General features: G+C 55.0%; 24 protein-coding genes and 1 tRNA gene. 11 read left to right on the forward strand and 14 right to left on the reverse strand.

Annotation, left to right across the window (positions count from 1 at the left end; genetic code table 11):
* Positions 1-49: 49 nt before the first annotated feature.
* Positions 50-1069: a protease SohB gene (gene sohB, locus UN63_RS04105; RefSeq protein ID WP_181068172.1), complete on the reverse strand. Its 1020-nt coding sequence runs from the start codon at positions 1067-1069 to the stop codon at positions 50-52.
* 191 nt (positions 1070-1260) lie between these two features.
* Here sohB and UN63_RS04110 point away from each other — a divergent pair, with 191 nt between their 5' ends.
* The 4 genes from UN63_RS04110 to UN63_RS04125 all read left to right on the forward strand — a co-directional run bounded on the left by UN63_RS04110 (position 1261) and on the right by UN63_RS04125 (position 5433).
* The gene (locus UN63_RS04110) at positions 1261-2028 is read left to right on the forward strand and encodes a YciK family oxidoreductase (protein WP_104485507.1); all 768 of its coding nucleotides are present in this window, start codon (positions 1261-1263) and stop codon (positions 2026-2028) included.
* A gap of 102 nt (positions 2029-2130) precedes the next feature.
* Entirely contained in the window at positions 2131-3087 is a 957-nt protein-coding gene (locus UN63_RS04115; RefSeq protein WP_104485508.1) for a LysR family transcriptional regulator, read from the forward strand.
* A 60-nt stretch (positions 3088-3147) separates the two neighbouring features.
* The gene (locus UN63_RS04120) at positions 3148-4284 is read left to right on the forward strand and encodes a MalY/PatB family protein (protein ID WP_104485509.1); all 1137 of its coding nucleotides are present in this window, start codon (positions 3148-3150) and stop codon (positions 4282-4284) included.
* A 159-nt stretch (positions 4285-4443) separates the two neighbouring features.
* Positions 4444-5433, forward strand: a complete 990-nt coding sequence (locus tag UN63_RS04125; RefSeq protein ID WP_104485510.1) for a TAXI family TRAP transporter solute-binding subunit — start codon at positions 4444-4446, stop codon at positions 5431-5433.
* Between the two features lie 63 nt (positions 5434-5496).
* On the opposite strand, the gene UN63_RS04130 is transcribed toward UN63_RS04125, so the two are convergent.
* Positions 5497-5587 (reverse strand) — tRNA-Ser (locus UN63_RS04130).
* Positions 5588-5638: 51 nt separating this feature from the next.
* On the reverse strand, positions 5639-5848 hold the full coding sequence (locus UN63_RS04135; protein WP_104485511.1) for a hypothetical protein: 210 nt from the start codon (positions 5846-5848) through the stop codon (positions 5639-5641).
* Positions 5849-5989: 141 nt separating this feature from the next.
* On the opposite strand from UN63_RS04135, the gene UN63_RS04140 reads away from it, so the two are divergent.
* Positions 5990-6544 (forward strand): HPP family protein, encoded by a 555-nt coding sequence (locus UN63_RS04140; RefSeq protein ID WP_104485512.1) that lies wholly within the window; start codon positions 5990-5992, stop codon positions 6542-6544.
* Between the two features lie 78 nt (positions 6545-6622).
* On the opposite strand, the gene UN63_RS04145 is transcribed toward UN63_RS04140, so the two are convergent.
* The 4 genes from UN63_RS04145 to seqA form a co-directional block, all read right to left on the reverse strand.
* Entirely contained in the window at positions 6623-7486 is an 864-nt protein-coding gene (locus UN63_RS04145) for a hypothetical protein (protein WP_104485513.1), read from the reverse strand.
* Positions 7487-7727: 241 nt separating this feature from the next.
* Positions 7728-8753: a succinylglutamate desuccinylase gene (astE, locus tag UN63_RS04150; RefSeq protein ID WP_104485514.1), complete on the reverse strand. Its 1026-nt coding sequence runs from the start codon at positions 8751-8753 to the stop codon at positions 7728-7730.
* A gap of 436 nt (positions 8754-9189) precedes the next feature.
* A complete protein-coding gene (gene pgm / locus UN63_RS04155) occupies positions 9190-10833 on the reverse strand; it encodes a phosphoglucomutase (alpha-D-glucose-1,6-bisphosphate-dependent) (protein WP_104485515.1) in 1644 nt (547 codons plus the stop codon).
* A gap of 69 nt (positions 10834-10902) precedes the next feature.
* On the reverse strand, positions 10903-11406 hold the full coding sequence (gene seqA, locus UN63_RS04160) for a replication initiation negative regulator SeqA (protein WP_104485535.1): 504 nt from the start codon (positions 11404-11406) through the stop codon (positions 10903-10905).
* A 133-nt stretch (positions 11407-11539) separates the two neighbouring features.
* Between seqA and UN63_RS04165 the strand changes: the two genes are divergently transcribed.
* The 5 genes from UN63_RS04165 (at position 11540) to UN63_RS04185 (ending at position 14459) form a co-directional block, all read left to right on the forward strand.
* Positions 11540-12307: an alpha/beta fold hydrolase gene (locus UN63_RS04165; protein WP_104485516.1), complete on the forward strand. Its 768-nt coding sequence runs from the start codon at positions 11540-11542 to the stop codon at positions 12305-12307.
* A 56-nt stretch (positions 12308-12363) separates the two neighbouring features.
* Positions 12364-12585 carry a DUF2788 domain-containing protein gene (locus tag UN63_RS04170; RefSeq protein ID WP_104485536.1) on the forward strand — a complete coding sequence of 74 codons (222 nt, stop codon included), beginning with the start codon at positions 12364-12366 and terminating at the stop codon, positions 12583-12585.
* Between the two features lie 3 nt (positions 12586-12588).
* Entirely contained in the window at positions 12589-12873 is a 285-nt protein-coding gene (gene ybfE, locus UN63_RS04175) for a LexA regulated protein (RefSeq protein ID WP_104485517.1), read from the forward strand.
* Between the two features lie 46 nt (positions 12874-12919).
* Entirely contained in the window at positions 12920-13447 is a 528-nt protein-coding gene (gene fldA, locus UN63_RS04180) for a flavodoxin FldA (protein ID WP_104485518.1), read from the forward strand.
* Positions 13448-13553: 106 nt separating this feature from the next.
* Complete coding sequence (locus tag UN63_RS04185) at positions 13554-14459, forward strand: L,D-transpeptidase family protein (protein WP_104485519.1); 906 nt, start codon at positions 13554-13556, stop codon at positions 14457-14459.
* A 69-nt stretch (positions 14460-14528) separates the two neighbouring features.
* Here UN63_RS04185 and UN63_RS04190 read toward each other — a convergent pair whose 3' ends face one another.
* Both UN63_RS04190 and UN63_RS04195 read right to left on the reverse strand, forming a co-directional pair.
* Positions 14529-14771: an LPP leucine zipper domain-containing protein gene (locus UN63_RS04190; RefSeq protein ID WP_104485520.1), complete on the reverse strand. Its 243-nt coding sequence runs from the start codon at positions 14769-14771 to the stop codon at positions 14529-14531.
* 143 nt (positions 14772-14914) lie between these two features.
* Positions 14915-15370, reverse strand: a complete 456-nt coding sequence (locus UN63_RS04195) for a DUF4442 domain-containing protein (protein ID WP_104485521.1) — start codon at positions 15368-15370, stop codon at positions 14915-14917.
* 173 nt (positions 15371-15543) lie between these two features.
* Here UN63_RS04195 and fur point away from each other — a divergent pair, with 173 nt between their 5' ends.
* Positions 15544-15981, forward strand: a complete 438-nt coding sequence (gene fur / locus UN63_RS04200) for a ferric iron uptake transcriptional regulator (RefSeq protein ID WP_104485537.1) — start codon at positions 15544-15546, stop codon at positions 15979-15981.
* A 59-nt stretch (positions 15982-16040) separates the two neighbouring features.
* On the opposite strand, the gene glnS is transcribed toward fur, so the two are convergent.
* The 5 genes from glnS to phbB form a co-directional block, all read right to left on the reverse strand.
* Positions 16041-17702: a glutamine--tRNA ligase gene (gene glnS, locus UN63_RS04205; protein WP_104485522.1), complete on the reverse strand. Its 1662-nt coding sequence runs from the start codon at positions 17700-17702 to the stop codon at positions 16041-16043.
* Positions 17703-17921: 219 nt separating this feature from the next.
* Positions 17922-19643, reverse strand: coding sequence for a class I poly(R)-hydroxyalkanoic acid synthase (phaC, locus tag UN63_RS04210; protein ID WP_229793505.1), 1722 nt, complete (start codon positions 19641-19643; stop codon positions 17922-17924).
* 175 nt (positions 19644-19818) lie between these two features.
* Positions 19819-20154, reverse strand: coding sequence for a phasin family protein (locus UN63_RS04215; protein WP_104485524.1), 336 nt, complete (start codon positions 20152-20154; stop codon positions 19819-19821).
* A 41-nt stretch (positions 20155-20195) separates the two neighbouring features.
* Complete coding sequence (locus UN63_RS04220) at positions 20196-21404, reverse strand: acetyl-CoA C-acetyltransferase (RefSeq protein WP_104485525.1); 1209 nt, start codon at positions 21402-21404, stop codon at positions 20196-20198.
* A gap of 69 nt (positions 21405-21473) precedes the next feature.
* On the reverse strand, positions 21474-22220 hold the full coding sequence (gene phbB / locus UN63_RS04225; RefSeq protein ID WP_104485526.1) for an acetoacetyl-CoA reductase: 747 nt from the start codon (positions 22218-22220) through the stop codon (positions 21474-21476).
* Positions 22221-23183 lie beyond the last annotated feature (963 nt).

The raw sequence follows: 23183 nt of genomic DNA on the forward strand, positions 1-23183 counted from the left end.
ACCGGCAAAACCTGATCCCTATTCCCTATTCCCTATTCCCCGAACTTAATCAGCCGAAGGGGCGTTGTCCCGCTTCCACCAGCTTCATCAGTCCCCGGCTGACGCCCGCTTCCACCGCCTTGCCCAGCTTGTCTTTGATAGTCTGTTTCGGATGATAATGCAGGCGGATTATCCGTTTGTCGGCACTTTGCGCCAGCAGATAGTCGCTGCTGGTCATCAGTTCGTCCACCAGCCCCAGCTCTCGGGCGTCGGTCGCCAGCCAGTGTTCACCGGTGGCCACCTTGTCCAGTGCAAGCTGAGGTCGGTTTTCGGCGATAAAGTCCTTGAATCTGTGGTGAATGACCTCCAGCTCTTCGCGGAACTTGGCGCGACCTTCATCGTCGTTCTCGCCGAACAGGGTCAGGGTGCGCTTGTACTGGCCTGCGGTATGCAGCTCGATGTCGATGTCTTTGTTCTTGAGGAATTTATTGAAGTTGGGCAACTGCGCCACCACGCCGATGGAGCCGACGATGGCAAAGGGCGCCGCGATAATGCGCTCGGCGACACAGGCCATCATGTAACCGCCACTGGCGGCCACCTTGTCTACCGCCACGGTAAGATGCAGACCCTTCGCCTTGAGTCGTGCCAGCTCGGCGGCCCCCAGGCCATAACCATGCACCACGCCGCCGCCAGACTCCAGATTCAGCAGCACTTCGTCCCCTTCGCGAGCCAGCTGCAGCAGTCCGGTGATTTCCCGGCTGAGGCCGCTCACCTCATGGGCATCCATGCTGCCCTTGAAATCGAGCACATAAAGCCGAGGGCCCTTGTCCGCCGTTTTTTTCTCGGCCTTGGCCTGCTGCTTGAATTGCTGCTTGAGTTCCTTGCGTTCACCGTCGTTCGCCGCCGTGGCCAGTTGCAACCGTTGCTGCTGCCGGCGCAACCCGGCGCCGATATCCTCGACCTCCAGCCGATCGTCACCCCGCTTTTGTCGCATGGCAGCTCCGGAGACCAGTGCCACCACCGCGCCGATGGCCAGCACCCAGGTCAGACTCTTGGCCATGAACAGGCCATATTCGTATAAAAATTCCAGCATGAGATTTCCTTGAGACCTAATTCGACCCCCATTGTAAAAGCCCTCATGGCGAACACCAACGAGCTTTTTACCGCCAGGACTTTTCCTTTCCACTTTTCCTGCCAACTTTTGGCTTTCGAAGCTGGCATCCGTGCCCAGAGTCTGGTTTGATCTGAATACTTAGATTTTTTCTGCGAGAACACAGGCACATGCTCGACTATCATGCATCCCCCGACTTACTCAACGACAAGGTGATTCTGATCACCGGTGCCGGCGACGGCATCGGCCGCGAGGCAGCCCTGAGCTATGGCGCTCATGGCGCCACCGTCATTCTGCTGGGCAGAACCGTGAAAAAACTGGAAGCGGTCTACGATGAACTGCTGGCCCAGGGCAGCCCCGAGCCGGCAATTATTCCGCTGGATTTGCAGGGCGCGACAAAACAGCATTATCTGGACATGGCCGAGACCCTGAAGCAGCAATTCGGCCGTCTGGACGGGGTGCTGTTCAACGCCGGTCATCTGGCCGTGCTCGGTCCCTTCGAGATGATCGGGGAAGACGACTGGGACAAGGTGATGCAGATCAACGTCAAATCCCAGTTCCTGATGACCCAGGCGCTGTTGCCGCTGCTGAAAGCCACTCCCAACTCCTCCATCGTCTATACCAGCTCGGGTGTGGGCAAGCAGGGTCGGGCCTACTGGGGCAGCTATGCGGTATCAAAGTTTGCCACCGAAGGCATGATGGAAGTGCTGGCCGACGAGCTGGACAACACCACGGTGCGCGTGAACTGCATCAATCCGGGCGCCACCCGCACCGGCATGCGGGCCCAGGCCTACCCCGGTGAAGATCCGGCTACCCTGCGTACCCCGCAAGAAATCATCCCCCTCTATCTGTATCTGATGGGAAGCGACAGCCAGCATATCAGCGGCCAGTCGCTCGATGCCCAGCCGGACAAAATCCGCCCGCGCGCCAGACAATAAGCTGACAGGTGACATAATTTCGTCTAGAACTAAGCTTACGGATTCGTTAACTCCGGGGTCATAACAGCTTGACCCCATTGCCAAAAGGATGAGGCAACAACCATGTATCGTCCCAAGAGCACGGTAGAGCAATGGCGAATTTTTCAAGCGGTCGTCGACTGTGGTGGTTATGCCCAGGCTGCGGAAAAACTCAGTAAAAGCCAGTCGTCACTCAACCACGCCGTAGCCAAGCTCCAGCAGGGGCTGGGTGTACCACTGCTGGAAGTCAGGGGCCGCAAGGCCTATCTGACTCCGGAAGGTGAGGTTTTTTTACGCCGTTCACGCAAGCTGACCCAGGGCATAGAAGAACTCGAGCTGCTCGCCGGCGTGCTGGCCAGTGGCTGGGAGCCGATTCTGCGCATCGTGGTAGAAGCGTCACTCCCCCGTCAGCCCCTGTATCAGGCGCTGGCGGATTTTTCTCCCCGCTCGCGAGGCTGCCGTATTCACCTGGTTGAAGCCCAGCCTTCTGGCTGCCAGGCCGTGGTTAGCAAACAGGCCGCCGATCTGGTGTTTGCCTGCCGCGCCTTTACCGGTGTGACCAGCCTGCCTTTGGCCACCACCGTTTATGTGCCGGTCTGCGCCCCCGAACATCCCCTCGCCCGCCTCGATGAAGTCACCGCCCATGAACTCGACCCCGAGCTGGAGCTGATTCTGGCCGATGGTAGCGAGCAGGAAGAAGGCTGGGAACGGGCGGAACAACGCTGGATTATCAACCATCTGCACGACACCCTGTCGCTGCTGCGCCGTGGCGTCGGCTTTGCCTGGCTACCGCTGGAAGTGGTGGCGCCGATGATCGACGGTGGCTTGCTGCAACGCCTGCCCATGGCAAATCAGGCTCTGCGCAAGCGCTTTACCCATATGATATTGCCACGGGCCATGCCACCGGGCCCTGCCGCCAGCCTGCTGCTCAGCCTGATCCGCCATCATTATGGCGATCATGAAGGAGCATTGAACAGCGAGAATAGTGGCGAGAATAAAGAAACCCCGAGCGTTCGTGAGGGGACTCTTCCTACACCTTGACCTTGCCAGGCCGAAGCGGCTTCCTTATGCTGATGGCCTCGCATTTGACAAGGAACCCCGATGTTTGATTTTGATCAGTGGATAGACCGCCGCCCTACCCGTGCCCTGAAGTGGCTGAAATACGAAGGCACCGATATCTTGCCGATGTGGGTGGCGGATACCGAATTCAAGGCGCCCCCCGCCGTTATCGAGGCATTGAGTGAGCGGGTGGAACACGGTATTTTCGGCTACAGTCGGCCCAGCCCACAGCTGACCGAACTGATCATCGAACGCATGGCCGACCGCTATGGCTGGAAAATCGAGGCCGACTGGCTGGTGTACATGCCCGGCGTCGTTCCCGCCCTGAACCTGGCCTGCCAGACCTTCAGCGAACCGGGCAGCGCCGTGCTTACCCCCAAACCGATTTATTATCCGTTTCTGCATGCACCGGGATTTCATGGCCGCAAAGCCGCCTATGTGGAGATGGTCGAAAAAGACGGTCGCTGGCTGCTGGATCTGGAGCAGCTGGAAGAGCAGGCCAAAGACAGCGAGCTGCTGCTGTTCTGTAACCCGCACAATCCGGGTGGCACCATCTACACCCGAGAAGAGTTGCTGGCCATCAACGACATTGCCAAACGCCATAACCTGATTGTCTGCTCGGACGAGATTCACTGCGATCTGCTGCTCGACGAAGGCAAGCCTCATATACCTTATGCCGCCCTGGACGACGATGCCGCCAGCCGCAGTGTGATCCTGATGGCGCCCAGCAAGACCTTCAATATCGCCGGTTTGTGCTGCTCTTTTGCCATCGTCCCCAACCCAGAGCTGCGCACCCGCTTTACCCGCGCCGCCCGGGGCATCATGGCCGACGTCAACCTGCTCGGCTTTGTGGCAGCCGAAGCCGCCTATCGGGACGGCGACGACTGGCTGGACGCCCAGATAGTCTATCTGCGCCAGAACCGGGACCTGCTGGTAGAGCGCCTTAATAACGTACCCGGCATCAAGGTGCTGGCACCGGAAGCCACCTACCTGGCCTGGGTGGATATCAGTGCGCTGAAGCTGGATGATGCCATCGGCTTTTTCGAGCAGGCCGGTGTGGGCCTGTCACCCGGCGGCCAGTTCGGCGGCAGCGATTTTGTCCGGCTCAACTTCGGTTGCTCCCGCGCCATGCTTGATGAAGCCCTGCACCGCATGATTGCTGCCATCAACAATCGCTGAGTTCTCTCTTGTCGGGCCGGTCACGGCCCGACATCTCGACCGCCGCTTATTCCCCGTCTTGCTGCCCAAAGACCATCACTCGCTTTTTGCTATCTTTTAATCACTTGGCTGCACAAGCCGGCCTCGCCGGTAACCTTGTGCCGGCAATAAGGAGACTGCATGTCGATAAGAAAAAACCAAAGCCGCCGACTCGCCCTGACGTTCGGGCTGCTCGCCGCGCTGTCCGCACCGATGGCAGGCATGGCCGCCGAACCCGTGTTTATCACCATGGGCACCGGCGGCATGACCGGGGTTTATTACCCGACCGGTGGTGCCATCTGCAGACTGGTCAATCAGGGCAGAGCAGAACACGGCATCCGCTGCTCGGTAGAAAGCACCGGCGGCTCTCCCCATAACATAGCGTCACTACGCCGAGGTGAACTGGAGCTGGGGATGGTACAGTCGGATGTAGAGTATCAGGCCTACCAGGGTACAGGACCCTTTGCCGAGCAGGGTCCTTATCAGGAGCTGCGCTCCGTTTTTGCCTTGCATGGTGAAGCCCTCACCATAGTGGCCCGCAAAGAGGCCAACATTCATAGCTTTGAAGATCTCAAGGGTAAAAAGGTGAACATCGGCAACCCCGGATCGGGCCATCGCGAGACCATGGACTCCCTGCTCCAGGCTTATGGCTGGAGCCATGACGACTTCGGTCAGGTATCCGAGCTCAGGCCCGCAGAGCATAGCCAGGCACTGTGCAATAACCGCATTGATGCTTTCGTCTACGTGGTCGGTCATCCCAACGGCTCTATCAGAGAAGCCGCCAGTGCCTGTGAGGTAAACCTGGTGTCAATAAGCGATGCGGTGGTCGAAAAACTGGTCGCCGAGCACAGCTACTACCGTCCTGTCACCCTTGCCGGTGGGCAATACCGAGGGACCGAAGAAGAGATACACACCTTTGAGGTTAGTGCCAACCTGGTGACCCATGCCTCGGTGCCGGAGCCGGTGATTTATGAACTGACCAAAGCCGTATTCGACCACTTCGAGCAGTTTATCCGTATGCACCCCTCATTGACCTCACTGCAACCGGCCCAGATGATCGGTGTCGGTCTGTCGGCGCCGCTGCACCCCGGTGCAAGCAGGTATTTCAGGGAAAAGGGCTGGCTGGAATAACTTGCAGAAACAAAACGAAAAACGCCGCCTGGTGTGAACCAGGCGGCGTTTTCTTTTTCTATATGGCGGAGGAGCAGGGATTTGAACCCTGGATGGGCTATAAACCCATGCCGGTTTTCAAGACCGGTGCATTCAACCACTCTGCCACCCCTCCGAACGCCGTGAATAATACTGAACCCGATGGCCGCTGTAAACAGGTCAGGATTCAACTGCTGTCTAAATCATCATTCCGGGTGTTTTTTGACTGAATATCGGCCCGACGTTGCTGTTCCTCGATAAAATAGCGGTGCAGAAACTCCTCATCGACCGGAGACAAGTCGAAATGCCGGCTTGCCTCGGCAATCGTCTCTTGATCCAGCTGGGGCTGTTCCAGCAGCCAGGACAGAGCCTTGCGTAATGACTCATGCTCGTTCATATCGCCTCCGGTGTCAGATTGGGGTGCCCAGTTATAACTTCAGAGTAGCAGCCGTACCTTTTATTCTTTATGCATTTTGAATACACTTTCTCTCCGCTGCTCGAGTTTCGCACACTCCATCTTTTCCATCATCGAGGTTTTATGCACTTCAAACACCGACTGCGCGACGCCACCCTCGCCGGCCTGGCGGCCTTTGTCGCCGTTATTTTATTGAGTTACCTGAAAAGCTGGGCCCATTTGATGGTGCTGAGCGCCCCGCTGGGCGCCACCCTGGTGCTGCTGCTGCTGTTGCCTTCTGCCCCGCTGTCTCGCCCCAAAAACGTCATTCTGGGCCATCTGCTTACCACCGGCATTGCCGTGCTCGGCATGGCGCTGATACCCGACCCCATGCTGGGGCTGGCCACCAGCTTTGGCCTCGGCATCACCCTGATGGTACTGACCGACACCCTGCATCCGCCGGCGGGGGCCAACCCGATTCTGATTTATCTGTCCGGCGCCCACCTGCCACCGCTGGACTTCATGGTGCCTACCCTGATCGGCAGTCTCTTCATGGTCGGCTTTGCCAGCCTGTATCACTATATCTTTACCCATCGCCGCTACCCCTTCGGTCCCAAGGTGGCCAAGATCGCCGATCAACCTGTGGCCAGCCCGGCGGCATCGGCCACCGCTGAAAGTCGAGCGAACGAGTCGTCATAACGCCAGCGTAAAAAAGCAAAAAGAGCGCCGAGGCGCTCTTTTTTTATGGGGACAGATATCGCAGAGACTGAGCTCGGCTTAGAAATGCCATTCCATATTGAAGGTCGGCGCACGGGTATCGACACCATCCTTGCCGTGGTTACCAAACTTGTTGTCCCAGTATTCATAGCCCACACCGGCCCACAGGGTGTTGCTCTTGTCGAAGGCCAGCTGACCTACATCAACCATCAGCGAGGTACGTACCAGCACTTCGGGTTTGGTTTCGTTAAAGTTGTAATCCTCACCCTTGGCGCCGTTATAATTACCGAAACCTTGGAATTTCATCGGTACTGGGCCGGCATTAAACGGCACACCCCAGGCCAGGTTGATCACATAATAAGGGTCGAAGCTGATATCGCTCTGTTGGCAGAAGGGAGCCCCGCAGTGGTTCCGCTCGTAGGCATAGAACAGGCTCAGATCGGCAAAGCCCTTGGGTAACCCGAACTTCAGGGTCGGCCCCACTACCAACAGCTGTTTGCGCGGTGCAAATTGAGTGTTCTTGGTATTGAGGTCAAAGCCGGCGCTCAGTGCCACTTCCTTGACCGGACCGAAGCTCAGATCCTTGTCCAGCACCTTGCCCAGGTGCAGCTGGTGGCGGTAGGTCAGATAAGCCTCCATTGCGCCGTCACCCTCGCCACGAGCACTACCATTAGCCGGGTCCATATCGTCAGACTGCAGAATATCCAGATTGAAGAAGTTCTGGCCGTAGGCGTAGCCGCTGGCGTGAGTCAGCTGCAGCACATGTTTTTCTACATCGTTGGGATTACTTGGCTCGGTAAAATCAGAGCCGTAACGGTAGCCGACATAGGTATCAGACCAGATGGCGGCGCTCACCTGGGGGGCGGCAGAAACGGCCAGGGCCAGAGCGGAGATGGTGAAAACGCGCTTACTGAGTTGCTTCATATTCGTGATTCCCTCACATTCTTGAAGTATGACGTCCTGATTTTTATTCATTTAAACGAGGCCGTGGTTTGTCTGTCTTTTATCTTCAGCACAAAAATAATTACACAGACCGACACCATAAATCTACATTTTGTTCACAAAAAACATAGAAATATTACACAGTATGTCGCATCCGTGCTCTCCCTCCCCTTTTCAGCGTCTGTTTTTCTGGCAGTTTTTTCTGGCTCCATGCGGCATCGATTTACTCTAGCATATCGGCGGTGAGTTCAACGGCCGATACCATCAGTGCGGCCCGCTGCCCCTTGGCTACACCGGCATTGGGGAACACCACCGCCTCTTCCGACTCACGGACATGCCATTGCTGCTCGCCGTCCTCGGCCAGCAGGGCACCGGCCGAAAAGGCACTGAAGTTGGCCACCGAGTCGGAAAACTGAAAACAGAATTGTTCACTCTGCTTGATAATTTCCTGGCATACCCTGAAGACGCGAACCTGGTCAAGGTCAAGCACGGGCGGTCGCCAGGCGGGCTCTCCGATCAAGTGTTCCAGATTACGCTCCATGGCGGCAAAGCGGCGGGCGTCGTTCTGTCCAAAGGGCATCACCTTGCCCAGCTCCACGGTAAAGGCATGGGCGCCGAAGCTCTGGGCACTGAAATAACTGAAGGTGGTGGTCGGGCCATGAGCCAGCAGTATGGTATCGACCCCGCTGCTGCACAGAAAAGCCAGCTGCCGGCGGCTGTAAGGCGCACCGTGAGTGAAGGGATAGATGGCGAATTTTTCGTGTGCCGACGGCCGGATCGCGGTGTGCAGATCGTAATGCAGTCGTTCGGCGCCGTCCCGGGCCTGAAAGAAACGCGTGACGTACTGCTCCAGCCGGTCCGCCCGCTCGCGCTCGTTATTACGCCGTTCACCCCGGGCATGGGCGCCGGAAAACAGCCGGTTGAGGTTTTCTTCCACTTCACGCACACCCAGATTCATCGCCGCCAGATTACCGAAGATAAACAGCAGTCGCTGCCGACAAGGTAAACGACCGCTCAGTATGGCGTTCAGCAGCCGTTCGCACAGCTCGATGGGCGCGGTTTCATTACCGTGTATACCGCAAGACAGCACCAGATCCCGGTTTCCCGGCACCGCCGGCTCGATACAAATAACCCCGGTATCCCATACCTGAACCTGGCTGCCATCGGGCAACGATTCCTGAAAGGGAGCAAGCTCCCAGGGGTTCGCCCTGCTGAGCGCTAAAAAGTCATCGAGCCGGCTTCCGTTCACATTTACCTCCAATAATACCGATAAAATCAAAATATCAGATTGTGATAAGACACGATTGCAGTACTAAAGTCTAGCGATGGCGCAGTCCGTGCGCTTGCAAGGTGGAGGGAAATGAGGCTGGCAAAGGATCAGAATGATTTAAACGGTCATAAATGATGATGATTCATGCAGTTATGAACGCCATCTCCGTATGATTATGCATCTTGCACAGGCTGCGATGAGACTGAAAAATAAACACGGAAAGAATGGCTGGGAGTGGAAAATCGAGGACAAGTCAAAGTAGACTGAAAACAAAGCACCAGGGTCTTCTGCCGTCATTCCCGCGAAGGCGAGAATCCAGTGCCCTATGCCCTGGGTCTCCGCCTTCGCGGAGATGACCTACCCTGTTTTGTCATTGAGCTGAAAGGGGCTGCATGGCTGCCCCTTGATCGATCGGTTAAACGCCGGCCTTGGCGAAGGTGGCGCTGACCAGCTCTTGTGCTTCCTGGATCAGGGTCTCGAGGTGAGCCTCGCCCCTAAAGCTTTCCGCATAGATCTTGTAGACCTGCTCGGTGCCGCTGGGACGAGCCGCAAACCAGCCCTGCTCGGTCACCACCTTGAGCCCGCCAATGGCGGCCCCGTTACCCGGCGCCTTGGTCAAGCGCGCGATAATGGCGTCTCCGGCCAAGGTGTCGGCATCGATGGCATCGGCATCCAGCTTCGCCAGAACCTGCTTCTGGGCCGGGGTCGCGGGCGCATCGACGCGGCGATACACCGGCTGCCCCAGTTCGGCCACCAGCTGCGCATAATAGCGGTGCGGTGTCAGCCCGGTGACCGCCAGTATTTCCGCCGCCAGTAAAGAAGGAATAAAGCCGTCTTTATCGGTACTCCATACTTCGCCGTTCATCCTTAAAAAGGAAGCACCGGCGCTTTCTTCCCCGACAAAGCCCAATTGACCGTCCATCAGATCCTTGACGTACCACTTGAAACCGACCGGTACTTCCATCAGCCGGCGTCCCAGCTGGGCCGCCACCCGGTCGATCATGGAGGAAGACACCAGGGTCTTGCCCACCGCCAGACTCGGCGACCAGTCCGGCCTGTGGGTGAACAGATAATGAATACACACCGCCAGATAATGATTGGGGTTCATCAGACCGTCTGCGTCGACGATGCCATGACGGTCGTAATCGGGATCATTACCGCAGGCGATATCGAAATCATCCTTCATCGCCAGCAGGTTGGCCATGGAGTAAGGGCTGGAGCAGTCCATGCGGATCTTGCCGTCATGATCCAGGGTCATGAAGGAAAAGGTGGGCTCCTGGCATGGGTTGACCACGGTGATATCCAGACCGTAACGTACGGCGATATGCGGCCAGTAGGCCAGACCCGCACCGCCCAGGGGGTCGATACCGATGCGAATGCCGGCGTCACGAATCGCGGCCATGTTCACCACGTCCCCCAGCTCTGCGACATAGTTCGCTATATAATCGAAGGGAATAGCCTGGACCAATGCCGTTGCCAGTGGCTGGGTACGAATACCGTCACCATGAGCTGCAATCAGCGCGTTGGCTCTGTCCTGGATCCAGCCGGTAGCCTCGCTTGATGCCGGACCACCGTCGGGACCATTGTATTTGATGCCACCATCCCGGGGGGGATTGTGAGAGGGGGTGATCACGATGCCGTCCGCCAGCGCATCGGGATGGGCTCTGTTGTGAGTCAGAATGGCATGAGACACCACCGGCGTCGGCGTATAGCCCCGCTCCGGCTGAATTCTGACTTCCACCTTATTGGCCGTCAGCACTTCGAGCGCCGATCCCCAAGCCGCTTCCGACAGCGCATGGGTATCCATGCCCAGAAACAGCGGGCCAGTCAGACCCAGCTGGCGGCGGTAATCGGCAATGGCCTGACAGATGGCATGGATATGCATCTCATTGAAGCTGAGATCCAGGGCACAACCCCGATGCCCCGAGGTACCGAAGGCAACCCGCTGCGCCGCCTGCTCCACATCGGGCTGCAGCTGGTAATAGGCCGACATCAGCCGGGGAACATTCACCAGTTCGGCGGCGTTGGCCGGCATGCCGGCTCTGGGATGTGTGCTCATAACAGATCTGTGCTCATATCGGTGCTCATAACTATGCCCATAACAATGGTCCTTTTGCTTACGCTGGTTTTAAATGCTGTGGCACACGCGTTCGATCAATCCGTGGGGATAACCCATGGCCGCCATCAGCTGAGCCACAATATTGCGTTTGCGACCGGTATTGGTGTTGGTAATCACCCAGTAAGGGCTGCCTTCGATGGCTTTGGGCTTGGTGGTATTACCACTGGCCAACAGCGCCGCTTCGTCGTCGGCAAAATAAATACGTTTGCGTCCCTTGATATCGCTGGCCTGAGAGAAGGCCATCGGATTTTCTCGATACAACACCGACAGGATATGCATGAAGCGGTCGATGGCAGACTCCTGGTCCGCCAACTCACCACCATCGAGCATCTGTTCTACACCCCGACCCGCCTCGACAACGGGCGCTACCGCAGCAGCAGGCTCCCGCGGATTAGCCGACGTCGAGTCCAGCTTCAGCAGGCGCCGTAAAATATCCGAGGCACTTTCACCGATATGCTGGGTGTTGCTGGCAATATAACGATAAAGATCTTCATCCACCTCTATGGTTTTCATCATGTTTTCTGGCATGTCCACTCCCAATGACGGAGTCTGATTATACATGGTGCAGGCGATGGGCCCAAGCGGGTTGCGCCGCCGACATCGGCAGGCAACAATATCGTCCTTGATTCCTCGTCTGGAAATACATATGCAACTGAATTTTCGCCGCCAGGGGCAAGGTCGACCGGTGATCGTGATCCACGGTCTGTTCGGCAGCCTGGATAACCTGAACGGACTCAGCAAATCGTTGTCCGAGCACTTCGACGTTATCGCCGTGGATGTACGCAATCACGGTTTGTCACCGCGCAGTGACCAGATGCATTATCACGACATGGCCGAAGACATTCTGCGCCTGATCGAGCAGCTGCAACTCGAGCGCCCCATGCTGGTCGGGCATTCCATGGGTGGCAAGATTGCCATGATGGCCGCCGGGCTGGCACCTGCCGCCATTGGTGGTCTGGTGGTGGCCGACATAGCGCCAGTGGCCTATACCCAGGCCCGGCATGATGAGGTATTCAAGGGGTTACAGGCCGTGACCGAGGCCGGTTGCCGTGACCGAAAAACCGCCGACGAGGTGCTGAGCCGTCATGTGAACATTGCCGGGGTCCGCCAGTTTCTGTTGAAATCCTTTGTCCCCTATAACCGCGATCCCTGGCGCTTCAACCTGCCGGTGTTGTTCCATCATTATCGCAACATCATGAGCTGGCCCGGGGTCAGCCAGCCTTACCCGGGCCCTGTGTTGTTTATCAAGGGGGGCGAGTCCGACTATCTGCTGCCCGAGCACCAGCCGCAGGTAGCACAACAGTTCCCCCAGGCCAGGGCCAAGGTAATCCCGGGAACCGGTCACTGGCTGCATGCGGAAAAGCCCCAGCTGTTCAATCGTCTGGTGCTGGATTTCCTGGCCGAGGCCAGTTAACAGGCTCAAATCCTTTGTGATATAGTGGCGATCAATTTACAGGGTCGGACAACATGATGTCATTGGAACAAATCGAGCTACTGGAGAGCCTCGGTCTCAAACTGTTTTTCGTGGCGATATTCCTGTTGATCGGACTGGCTATTCAGGATGTACTCAAACGAGGCAAGGTACCCAAATTTGGTCGTTACATCGTCTGGACTGTCCTGTTTCTGGGCTGTGCCGGCTTTGTGGCCAAGGGCATTATCGAGGCCGTCTGGGAAGGAGGCGGTGTCGGTTAATTCATGGCCAAGCAAGATACAGATAGAACCACGCTGGACTTGTTCGCCGACGAACGCCGGCGCGGCAGGCCCAAGACCAATCCCCTGCCCCGGGAAGCCCAACTCAAACTCAACAAGCGCAATCAGCTCAAGCGCGATCGCGAGCGCGGTCTTCGGCGCATAGAGCTGAAAGTAGACGAACAATTGTTGAGCAGATTGAACTTACTGGCCGCAGAGCAACAGCTCAGCCGGGCCGAATTGATCCAAGCCATGCTGTTGCAACAGCTTGAGCAGCAGGACAGCAATTAGGCCGGGCGGCCTGACCATCCACATTTTCGACAGGTACAGCATTATTATGGCAAGTGTAGGTCTGTTTTTTGGAAGTGACACCGGCAACACCGAAGCCGTGGCCAAGATGATCCAGAAAGAGCTGGGCAAGCATCTGATAGAGGTGCACGACATCGCCAAGAGCACCAAAGAGGACATCGCCGGCTTCGATCTGCTGCTGCTGGGTATTCCGACCTGGTACTACGGTGAATCCCAAGCTGACTGGGACGACTTCTTCCCGGAGCTGGAGAACATCGACTTCAACGACAAGCTGGTGGCACTGTTCGGTTGTGGTGATCAGGAAGACTACGCCGAATATTTCCTCGATGCCATGGGCACTCTGCGTGAGATCATCGAGCCCAAGGGCGCTATTATCGTTGGCCACTGGCCGACCGAAGGCTACGACTTTGAAGCCTCTCGCGCCCTGGTGGACGACGCCCACTTCATTGGTCTGGGCATCGACGAAGATCGCCAGCCCGAGCTAACTCAGAACCGGGTAAAAGACTGGTGCAAACAGGTATATGAAGAAATGTGCCTGAAGGAGCTGGAAGCTTAAGCCTGTTACTCAGGTCTACTAAGGGATGCGGTGGACGCGTCCCTTTTTTGTATCCATGATACGATGACCGTTATTCAATCACCCAAACATACTCACGAGAACACAGATGAAAAGGTTAAGTGTTTTACTGTTGATACTGTTGCTGCCGGCCGCTCTGGCCCAAGCCAACATCAATCCACTCCCCCTTCCGGAAGACAGGGGACAGCCGGTAGGGCAGATACTGCTGCACACCGCTCAGGAAGGTGACACCCTGGCCAGTCTGGCACGCTATTACGGCGTCAGCCCGATATTGATGCTGGCTGCCAACCCGGAGCAGGACCTGTTTCTGCTGAAACCGGGGCAACAGGTGGTGATTCCCAACCAACTGTTACTGCCCCGGGCAGAAACCAAAGGCATCGTCATCAATCTTGCCGAGTTGAGACTTTACTACTACCCGGAGCAAGGTGGTGAAGTTTATGTGTTTCCCATCGGTATCGGCCGGGTCGGCCGGGCCACCCCGGAGATGATCACCCGTATCAGCCAGATGCGCAAGAATCCGACCTGGACGCCGACCGCCACCACCCGACGCGAGTATGAAGCAAAAGGTAAGCCATTGCCGGCAGTGGTTCCCGCAGGGCCCGATAACCCTCTGGGTGAGTATGCCATGCGTCTGGCCTACGGCAGCGGTGAATATCTGATCCACGGCACCAATGACCCGCTGGATGTGGGTTTGCGTGCGAGCGCCGGTTGTATTCGTATGTACCCTGAGCATGTGGAATGGCTGTTTGCTCAGGTCGACAGCGGCACCCAGGTGCAAGTCGTTAATCAGGCACTCAAGGTCAGTACCGATCAATACGGTCAGACCTTTGTTGAAGCCCACGAGCCACTGACACCCGAAGGCCTGGCCGATGATCGGCCGCTGGATATGACGGCGCTGATGCCACTGCTGGAACAGGGAGCAGACCGTAAACTGATTGAGCAGGTAATCCAGAACCAGCAAGGTATGCCGCAACTGGTAGGGCAGTTACCCTAAGCCCCGTCACGGGATGACAGACATAAAAAAGCCTGGCTCACGCCAGGCTTTTTTTTCCGTACCACCAAATTACTTGGTGTAACGGCCCATCTGATCCAGACGAGAGTTGGCGCGGTCGGCAGAAGCACGGGCTTCGGCAACGTCGGCAGCCAGACGATCGATCTTGGCAGAGTTCATTTGCTGGCCTTGCTGAACGGCTTGTACGTCCTGAGCCAGGCTATCCATTTTGGTTTCCAGAGCGTCGGTAGAGCTACAACCTGCCAGCAGCAGAGTACCAACAACACCACCAACCAACATCATTTTATTACGCATTACAAGCTCCTTGTTTGTATGGGAGTCAAAAAGACCACTTAGGCAAGCTAAGTATGGACGAAGTTCCCTGCTTATCGCAAATTATTTTACAAATCATGACAGTAGGAAATTTTGCTTAAGATCCTGATACATCATCAATTTGTTCATTTTTTACGCACATAGAGGGTACGCTCGACTTCGGCGACCAAATTTCCCTGTTCATCCACGATATTGATGCGGAAATGCGGAAAATATTTGTCGCCACCTTCGGTCGCATTAAGTATGTCATCCAGCCGCTCTCGACTCAAATGAATATCAGCATAGACTCGCCCCCTGCCCGGCTTGATAAAAGTAATGCTGGCGGCTCTGTCCCACACCTGATAATCCGGCCCCAGCAATGCCATCAACAACATCGAGTAGGCAGGATCCGTCATCGAAAACAGGCTGCCACCATACTGGGTACCGTTAGCATTTTTATTCCACCAACGCAGTACCAGCCCTACCCGGCAGTAACTGTAATCACTGCTGAGCTGTTCGATGCGGATACCAGCCCCCCAGAAAGGCGGCCAGCAGTTAAAGAGTTTTTTCAGTAATCGAGGGCAGGAAAATATCAGTTTCATTAATCTCATCCGACCAGTATGGCTATGTCAGATATTAACAAAGATAAGCAGGAATGGGCAGGCTTCTTGCCAGGTCCATGGCTCTGATGGCAAGGCCAGATTGCGGTTGCCTTTAGGGTCGGGAACAAGCACAATGAAAGCAATAACCAAACGAAATGCGAAACATTATTCTTATGGCTGACAATAATCAAGCTCTGAAAAAAGCAGGTCTCAAAGTCACGCTCCCCCGCGTGAAGATTCTTGAGTTGCTGCAGCAACCCGAAACCCAGCACGTCAGTGCGGAAGATCTGTACAAGCTACTGATTGAACAGGGTGAAGAGATTGGCTTGGCTACCGTTTATCGAGTACTGAATCAGTTCGACGACGCCGGCATTGTAGCCCGTCACCATTTCGAAGGTGGAAAATCGGTATTTGAACTGGCCACCCAGGAACATCATGATCATCTGGTGTGCCTCGACTGTGGCAAGGTCATCGAGTTCCACGACGAGACCATAGAGCAGCGTCAGCGCGACATTGCCGCTCATTACAATATCAAGCTAACCAATCATAGCCTGTACCTGTATGGACACTGCCTGAACGATGAATGCAACCATAATGACGAAAATAGTTAATGGGCAACCATCAATATTAAAAAAGCCGCAGTTTACTGCGGCTTTTTTTATGGTTGGTATTAGCCCTCTTCCTTGCCCCAGGAATCACGCAGTGCCACCGTCAGGTTGAACACCATGCCTTCAGCCTTGCTATCACGGCAGAAGTACCCTTCGCGCTCAAACTGGAACGCATGCTCAGGCTCGGCCTGACACAATGACGGCTCAACCACGGCGCCGCTCAGCACCTGTAACGAACCCGGATTCAGCGCCTGTTCAAACGACTCGGCGGCACCCGGGTTGGGTACATTGAATAACCGGTCATACAGACGCACCTCGGCAGGCACCCCATGACGGGCCGACACCCAGTGGATCACGCCCTTGACCTTGCGACCGTCGGCCGGATCCTTGCCCAGGGTGTCGGGATCGTAGCTGCAGAAAATGGTCATGATGTTACCATCAGCGTCTTTTTCTACCCGCTCGGCCTTGATCACATACGCATTACGCAACCGCACTTCCTTGCCCAGCACCAACCGCTTGTACTTCTTGTTGGCTTCTTCACGGAAGTCTGCTTCATCTATATAGATGTCGCGGGTAAAGGGTAGCTCGCGGGTACCCATGTCCGGCTTGTTCGGATGCCGGGGCGCCGTCAGCGTTTCTTCATGATCCTCGGCCAGATTTTCGATGACCAGCCGCACCGGCCGCAATACGGCCATGGCACGCGGAGCATTGTCATTCAGATCGTCACGAATACAGGCTTCCAGCATGCTCATTTCCACCGTGTTATCCTGCTTGGTTACGCCGATGCGCTGGCAGAACTCACGGATGGAAGCCGAGGTATAACCGCGACGACGCAAACCGGAGATAGTCGGCATACGCGGATCATCCCAGCCCTCCACATGACCCTCGGTCACCAGCTGGTTGAGCTTGCGCTTGGACATCACTGTGTATTCCAGATTGAGCCTAGAGAACTCGTACTGCCGCGGGTGGCACCCGATACTGATGTTATCCAGCACCCAGTCATAGAGACGACGGTTATCCTGAAACTCCAGGGTGCACAGCGAATGGCTGATGCCTTCGATGGCGTCCGAAATACAGTGGGTAAAGTCGTACATCGGGTAGATGCACCACTTGTCACCGGTCTGATGATGGTGGACGAAACGGACCCGGTACAGCACGGGATCGCGCAGTACCATAAAGGGTGACGCCATGTCGATTTTGGCCCGCAGACAGGCAGTGCCTTCCGCAAACTCACCGTTGCGCATGCGGGTAAACAGACTCAGGTTTTCCTCAACCGGACGATCCCGATAAGGGCTGTCGCGACCCGGAGAGGTCAGGGTACCGCGATGCTCGCGTATCTGCTCGGGGGTCAACTCATCGACATAGGCCAGACCTTTCTCGATCAACTCAACGGCATAGCCGTACAGTCGGTCGAAATAGTCGGAGGAATAGCGAATGTCGCCACTCCATTCAAAGCCTAACCATTGCACATCGCGCTGGATCGACTCGACGTATTCGACGCTCTCTTTTTCCGGGTTGGTGTCATCGAAGCGCAGATTACACTGTCCCTGGTAATCCTGTGCGATACCGAAATTCAGACAGATGGATTTGGCATGTCCAATATGCAGATATCCATTCGGCTCGGGTGGAAAGCGGGTCTGCACCGACTGATGTTTGCCACTGGCTAAATCTTCATCAATGATTTGACGAATAAAATTGCTGGGACGATGGTCCGCCTGACTCATTCATGCACCTCGAACGTGGGAATGCCATAATCAAACGCCCATGATCCATGATCTCCCCCCGCTGCTCAATAGCCAGAGCAGGAATAACCGGTTTTGCCAACCAAAAAACCGGATGCTGGCGAAATGACCGCCAGTTGAATGCAAAACGGGATGGGCTCACGCCCATCCCGTTAACTACATTACTGAAACGATGTTAATCACATCGCCTGCAGGTCCGTCTTAGTCTTCAACCGGCAGCGTCTGCTGCACGTACTGACCCGGGGCCGGCATCAGACCGGGACATTCTTCAGAGCCCACGGCACGAGCCGGAACCGATTGCTCTCCAAGATGAGGAGTGGCCCACTGTTGCCAGTGTGTCCACCAGGAGCCCGCTTCCCGCCTGGCCGACGCCAGCCACTGATCCGGGCTGTCGAAGTCGGCATCACTGAGCCAGTAGCCGTATTTGTTCTTGTGCGGAGGATTGACCACACCGGCCACATGACCAGACTCACCCAGTACCAGGGTAGTATCACCACCGAGCAAACGAGAGCCACCGAAGGTCGCGTCCCACAGGGCGATATGATCTTCCTTGGTAGACAGGAAGTAACTCGGCGTCTTGACCTTACCCAGATCGATACCAAAGTTACCAACCTTGACCTCGCCAGACTGACTCAGACGATTGTTGAGATACAGCTCGCGCAGCAGAAAGCTGGCACAGGCCGCGCTCAGGTTGGTGCTGTCGCTGTTCCAGTACAAGATATCGAAGTCAGAAGGTTCTTCACCCTTGAGGTAGTTATCGATGTAGTAGTTCCAGTACAGGCTGTTTTCCCGCAACAGACTGAAGGTCACTGCCATCTGGCGGCCATCGAAGAAGCCCTGTGTCTCGCTCATTTTCTCGATAGCGCTCACCACGGGATCGTTGATGAAGACCCCGACTTCACCGGGCTGTGTAAAGTCCAGCAGCGTGGTGAGAAAGGTAGCGCTCTTCACGCGGGGCTTCATGCGCCGTGCTGCGTACAAGGCCATGGTAGAAGCCAGCAAGGTACCACCGATGCAATAACCAATGGCGTTGACTTCTTTTTCGGTGGTGATTTGCTCGATGACGCGAATGGCTTCCATGGTGCCGGAATGGATCAGATCCGGAAAACCGATGCTGGCTTGTTCTTTGCCCGGGTTGCGCCAGGACATGATAAAGACGGTGTGTCCCTGATCACGCAGCCAGCCGACCAGCGAATTCTGTTCTTTCAAATCCAGAATATAGAATTTGTTGATAAAAGGCGGGATCACCAACAAGGGTGTCTGATGCACGGTCTCGGTACTGGCACCGTACTGGATCAACTCGAAAATATCGTTTCTGAACACCACTTCACCCGGCGTGGTCGCCAGATCCTGTCCCAGCGTAAAGGCACCCTGGCGGGTCATGCGAATCTTCAGCATATCGGCACTGGCGGCCATGTCTTCCTGAAACAGCTCTATACCCTTGACCAGGTTGGCGCCCTTTTCTTCCAGGGTGCGCTGTAACAGCTCTGGATTACTCCAGATGAAGTTGGTCGGCGCAAGCGCATTGATGGTCTGACGAAAGGTAAAACTCAGCCGCTGGCGAACCGGTTCCGGTATGCCTTCGATCACTTCCAGCATCTCGGTGAGTGATTTGGCGAAGTGCAGGTAAGACTGGCGCATAAAATCAAAGTGAGGATCATCTTTCCAGGACTGATGCTGAAAGCGTCGATCACCGGGAGGGTTCTGCACCAGACTTTCGGTGCTGTTATCCATACTTTTGATCATGCTGTTCTGACAGATAGCCAGCTGTCCCTGCCACCATTGCATCTGCATGTCGAGCAGTCGCATCGGATTGGTTGAAACCGCCTGGTAAAAAACCTTCAAATCATCGGAATTGACTTGTGATAATGCGTCGGTTACCGGGTTATCACCCATTCTGGCCTTTTGCATTTCTGACCACATGGTTTCATTCCAATTAAAAAACTGGCCTATGGGGTCACTATTGTTAAACGTATTTTGTTGCATTGCCTTTCCCTGATAGAGATTTCGCCTACCCAACAGCAACGACAACGGGAAGGAGCCGCTAAGCCCCTTCCCTGCAATATGCACTAGCTGAAGGGTTAACCCTTAACAGACTTTATTTTTTCTGTGCGTCTGCCGCCAAAGCTTCCAGGCCGGACTTGAATTCCTGCGTCAGCTCGGCAAGTTTTTTGCCATCTTCTACCATCTGCTGGCTGACTCGGGTCATGGTTTCCAACTGCTTGGAACCACAGCTCACCAGATCCTGCACATCTTTCACCTGAGTGCTGACCTGCAGCTGAGAAAGACCGATGTCCGCATACTGACGGGCGGCGTCCAGCTGCAGATTGGTCAGTGCAGTAAAGTTATTGGCGACCAGCTGATTGAATTTCAGCAGCGGAGCAAAGGTTTTTTCGGAGTGCTCGTTAAAGTTCTGGAAAATATTCGTGTACATAACTTGTTCCTTAAATATTAGAAGCTAATAACCAGACCCAATTAAACTCGTTTCAACACTACAGCCGTGCCCATGCCGCCACCGACGCACAGTGAGGCCAGACCCAGCGAGCTGTTGCTACGCTGCAGTTCATACAGCAAGGTCACCAGAATACGGTTACCGGAAGCACCCAGCGGGTGACCCAGGGCGATAGCGCCACCGTTGATATTGGTTTTTTCCAGCAGCGCCTGCTCGGCGATGTCGTGTTTGCCGGACAATTGCTTGACCACACCCAGTGCCTGACCGGCAAAGGCTTCGTTAAGCTCCAGTCGCTCCATTTGTGCCAGGGTGAGACCGGCACGCGTCAGCGCCTGCTCGATAGCCGGTACTGGGCCCAGGCCCATGATTTCGGGGTTAATACCGCCCTGACCATAGCTGACCACTTCCGCCAGCGGCGTCAGACCATATTTTTCTACTGCCGCCTTGCTGGCCACAATAATGGCACTGCCACCGTCGTTGATACCGGAGGCGTTACCAGCGGTGACAGAGCCGTCGGACTTGAACGCCGGGCGCAAACGCGCCAGAGACTCGGTCGTGGTTCCGGCCTTGGGATACTCATCGGTATCAACCGTCAGGGTTTCCTTGCGGGTTTTCACTTCTACCGGCACGATTTCGGCCTTGAAGTGACCGGCTTCGATGGCTGCCACTGCCTTCGCCTGGCTGGCAACAGCCAGTGCATCCTGCTCTTCGCGACTGATATTTTCCTGCGCTACCACGTTTTCGGCGGTCACGCCCATGTGGTATTTATTGAATACGTCAGTCAGACCGTCGTTGATCAGCAGATCGGACAGCGCCATATCACCCATCTTGTGACCGTTGCGCAGATCGCCTTTCACCACGAAAGGAATTTGCGACATGTTTTCACAACCGGCGGCCACGACCACATCGGCATCACCGGCCTTGATATGGGCGCAGGCATCCATCAGTGTCTTCATGCCACTACCACAGACCATATTCAGGCTGTAAGCAGGAACGCCAACCGGAATACCGGCGGCCAAGGCAGCCTGACGGCCAATGCCCATGCCCTGGCCAGCGCTGATCACGTTGCCGACGATCACTTCGTTCACATGCTCGGCCGCAAGCCCAGCCTGGGCCAAAGCGCCTTTAATGGCAATACCGGCCAGCTCGGCCGCCGGAATGGTTTTCAATGCACCACAGAAACTACCAATAGGTGTACGTTTTGCCGCAACAATGTATACAGATTCAGCCATAAATTATATTCACTCTTTAAATAACAAATTCTGGGGACTTTGACTTATTACATACTCTTTAACATGCTTTTACTGCATGTAAAGGCCGCCGTTTACCGACAGTGTTTCACCTGTAACGTAACCGCCATGTTCACCCGCCAGATACAAGACGGCACCGGCCACTTCTTCTGTGGTTGCCAGTCGCTTCATGGGAATGGTGGCTTTAATGGAATCCAGTACATCTTCGCGAATAGCAGTAACCATCGGTGTTGCTGTATAACCGGGGGCGACGGCGTTAACGCAAACACCAAAGCGAGCACCTTCTGCAGCCAGCGCCTTGGTAAAACCAATCATGCCGGCTTTGGCGGCAGAATAGTTTACCTGGCCATACTGACCTTTCAGTCCGTTGACTGAAGAAATATTGATAATACGACCGCTACCCTGTTCACACATCAGGTTGAATATAGGCTGTGTCACGCTGAACAGGCTGTTGAGGTTGGTTTCCATGACTTGCTGCCACTGATCCCAAGACATCTTTTTAAAGGTGGAGTCTCGGGTGATGCCGGCATTGTTTACCAGGACGTCGATACGACCCAGCTCGCGCAGAGCTTCCGGCAGAACTTCACTGACGGCCTTGTGGTTACTGACATCCAGGGCCAGCAATTGAATGTCGTTGCCGGCCAGTTTTTCTTCTTGCAACCAGCTGGCTGCTTGTTGTTCTTTACCTGGACGATGTGTCGCCACAACTTTGTATCCATTATTTAAGAACAAGCGACACACTTCTGTGCCGATTCCGCCTGCAGCACCGGTAACCAGCACAATTTTTTTATCCGACATCAAAACACTCCTTTGTTTGTTTCTATACTATTAAAAAATCAGTGTCGTACTGAGCTTAAAAAATTGAAGTCGGCGCGTTCATACCCCGTTAAATAAACGCATAAAAAATCTGAATTTACAGCCAAGGCTTTGCCAACTCTGTATGACTACTATAAGCCTGTTTTCATGACAAACATATTAACTTGAGTTTATTTTTTATTAAAATCAAAAAAAAAATTAGACGCTAAAAACCGAGGCTAACGCAAGACAAAAAACCACCAGAAACCAAAGGGTAGATAAAAAACCTACTCCTACTAACATCAAATAAAATCCACTATATGTATATACCTTTCATGACGTCCTGATATATACATGCCGCCGGCACCTATTTTGCAACTCGCTAAATTACATCCTTTTTGTTCTCTGTCAAAATAAGTGACTTATAGTTAGCAAACCCGTATAGCGAATATGTAAAAGTAACAGTGATTTACAAAAGTAGTTGCCGCCACTCCACCCTGTTCGGCCTGCTCCGTCAACGGATAGTCGGATTCAATACTCCCTTCACCCTCGACCACAGGCACCAGCCTGAAAGTCATTCTGTTATGGCTATCCGGTCAAGCCTCTGACCTGTGATGTCCCAGACATTGTTGTCCCAAAGCCCCAAAAGTGCTCTCTCTGGGGTAACCGGGCTCTCTGACCTGAAGCCATTACCCATGACTATTACAAGGTCCGTACAGAAACCGTATAACCTATCTATATAGTCGTACTTCATAATCGATAGCGTTGCTCCGACTCCTCTGCAAACCGGCAACAGCTGAGTCCAGATGGGATCTACCGCCCCTTTTTCACACCGACCGGTGCTGATTTCACCCGTTATTGCATACTCTTGCAGCAAACAAACTGATTTCACTGACAAAGTGGTTTTGAGTGTTGACAGCTCCCAGAGCAGCCATTAACATGCGCCTCGCATTCAAGCAATGCCTC

This window comes from Oceanisphaera arctica (assembly GCF_002936955.1).
In the GTDB taxonomy this organism is placed as follows: Bacteria; Pseudomonadota; Gammaproteobacteria; order Enterobacterales; family Aeromonadaceae; genus Oceanimonas; species Oceanimonas arctica.

Coding starts and splice junctions, on each gene's coding strand:
- UN63_RS04110 (WP_104485507.1), top strand. CDS start 1,261: ATGCTCGACTATCATGCATCCCCCGACTTACTCAACGACAAGGTGATT.
- UN63_RS04115 (WP_104485508.1), top strand. CDS start 2,131: ATGTATCGTCCCAAGAGCACGGTAGAGCAATGGCGAATTTTTCAAGCG.
- UN63_RS04120 (WP_104485509.1), top strand. CDS start 3,148: ATGTTTGATTTTGATCAGTGGATAGACCGCCGCCCTACCCGTGCCCTG.
- UN63_RS04125 (WP_104485510.1), top strand. CDS start 4,444: ATGTCGATAAGAAAAAACCAAAGCCGCCGACTCGCCCTGACGTTCGGG.
- UN63_RS04135 (WP_104485511.1), bottom strand. CDS start 5,848: ATGAACGAGCATGAGTCATTACGCAAGGCTCTGTCCTGGCTGCTGGAA.
- UN63_RS04140 (WP_104485512.1), top strand. CDS start 5,990: ATGCACTTCAAACACCGACTGCGCGACGCCACCCTCGCCGGCCTGGCG.
- UN63_RS04145 (WP_104485513.1), bottom strand. CDS start 7,486: ATGAAGCAACTCAGTAAGCGCGTTTTCACCATCTCCGCTCTGGCCCTG.
- pgm (WP_104485515.1), bottom strand. CDS start 10,833: ATGAGCACACATCCCAGAGCCGGCATGCCGGCCAACGCCGCCGAACTG.
- seqA (WP_104485535.1), bottom strand. CDS start 11,406: ATGAAAACCATAGAGGTGGATGAAGATCTTTATCGTTATATTGCCAGC.
- UN63_RS04165 (WP_104485516.1), top strand. CDS start 11,540: ATGCAACTGAATTTTCGCCGCCAGGGGCAAGGTCGACCGGTGATCGTG.
- UN63_RS04170 (WP_104485536.1), top strand. CDS start 12,364: ATGTCATTGGAACAAATCGAGCTACTGGAGAGCCTCGGTCTCAAACTG.
- ybfE (WP_104485517.1), top strand. CDS start 12,589: ATGGCCAAGCAAGATACAGATAGAACCACGCTGGACTTGTTCGCCGAC.
- fldA (WP_104485518.1), top strand. CDS start 12,920: ATGGCAAGTGTAGGTCTGTTTTTTGGAAGTGACACCGGCAACACCGAA.
- UN63_RS04185 (WP_104485519.1), top strand. CDS start 13,554: ATGAAAAGGTTAAGTGTTTTACTGTTGATACTGTTGCTGCCGGCCGCT.
- UN63_RS04190 (WP_104485520.1), bottom strand. CDS start 14,771: ATGCGTAATAAAATGATGTTGGTTGGTGGTGTTGTTGGTACTCTGCTG.
- UN63_RS04195 (WP_104485521.1), bottom strand. CDS start 15,370: ATGAAACTGATATTTTCCTGCCCTCGATTACTGAAAAAACTCTTTAAC.
- fur (WP_104485537.1), top strand. CDS start 15,544: ATGGCTGACAATAATCAAGCTCTGAAAAAAGCAGGTCTCAAAGTCACG.
- glnS (WP_104485522.1), bottom strand. CDS start 17,702: ATGAGTCAGGCGGACCATCGTCCCAGCAATTTTATTCGTCAAATCATT.
- phaC (WP_229793505.1), bottom strand. CDS start 19,643: ATGTGGTCAGAAATGCAAAAGGCCAGAATGGGTGATAACCCGGTAACC.
- UN63_RS04215 (WP_104485524.1), bottom strand. CDS start 20,154: ATGTACACGAATATTTTCCAGAACTTTAACGAGCACTCCGAAAAAACC.
- UN63_RS04220 (WP_104485525.1), bottom strand. CDS start 21,404: ATGGCTGAATCTGTATACATTGTTGCGGCAAAACGTACACCTATTGGT.
- phbB (WP_104485526.1), bottom strand. CDS start 22,220: ATGTCGGATAAAAAAATTGTGCTGGTTACCGGTGCTGCAGGCGGAATC.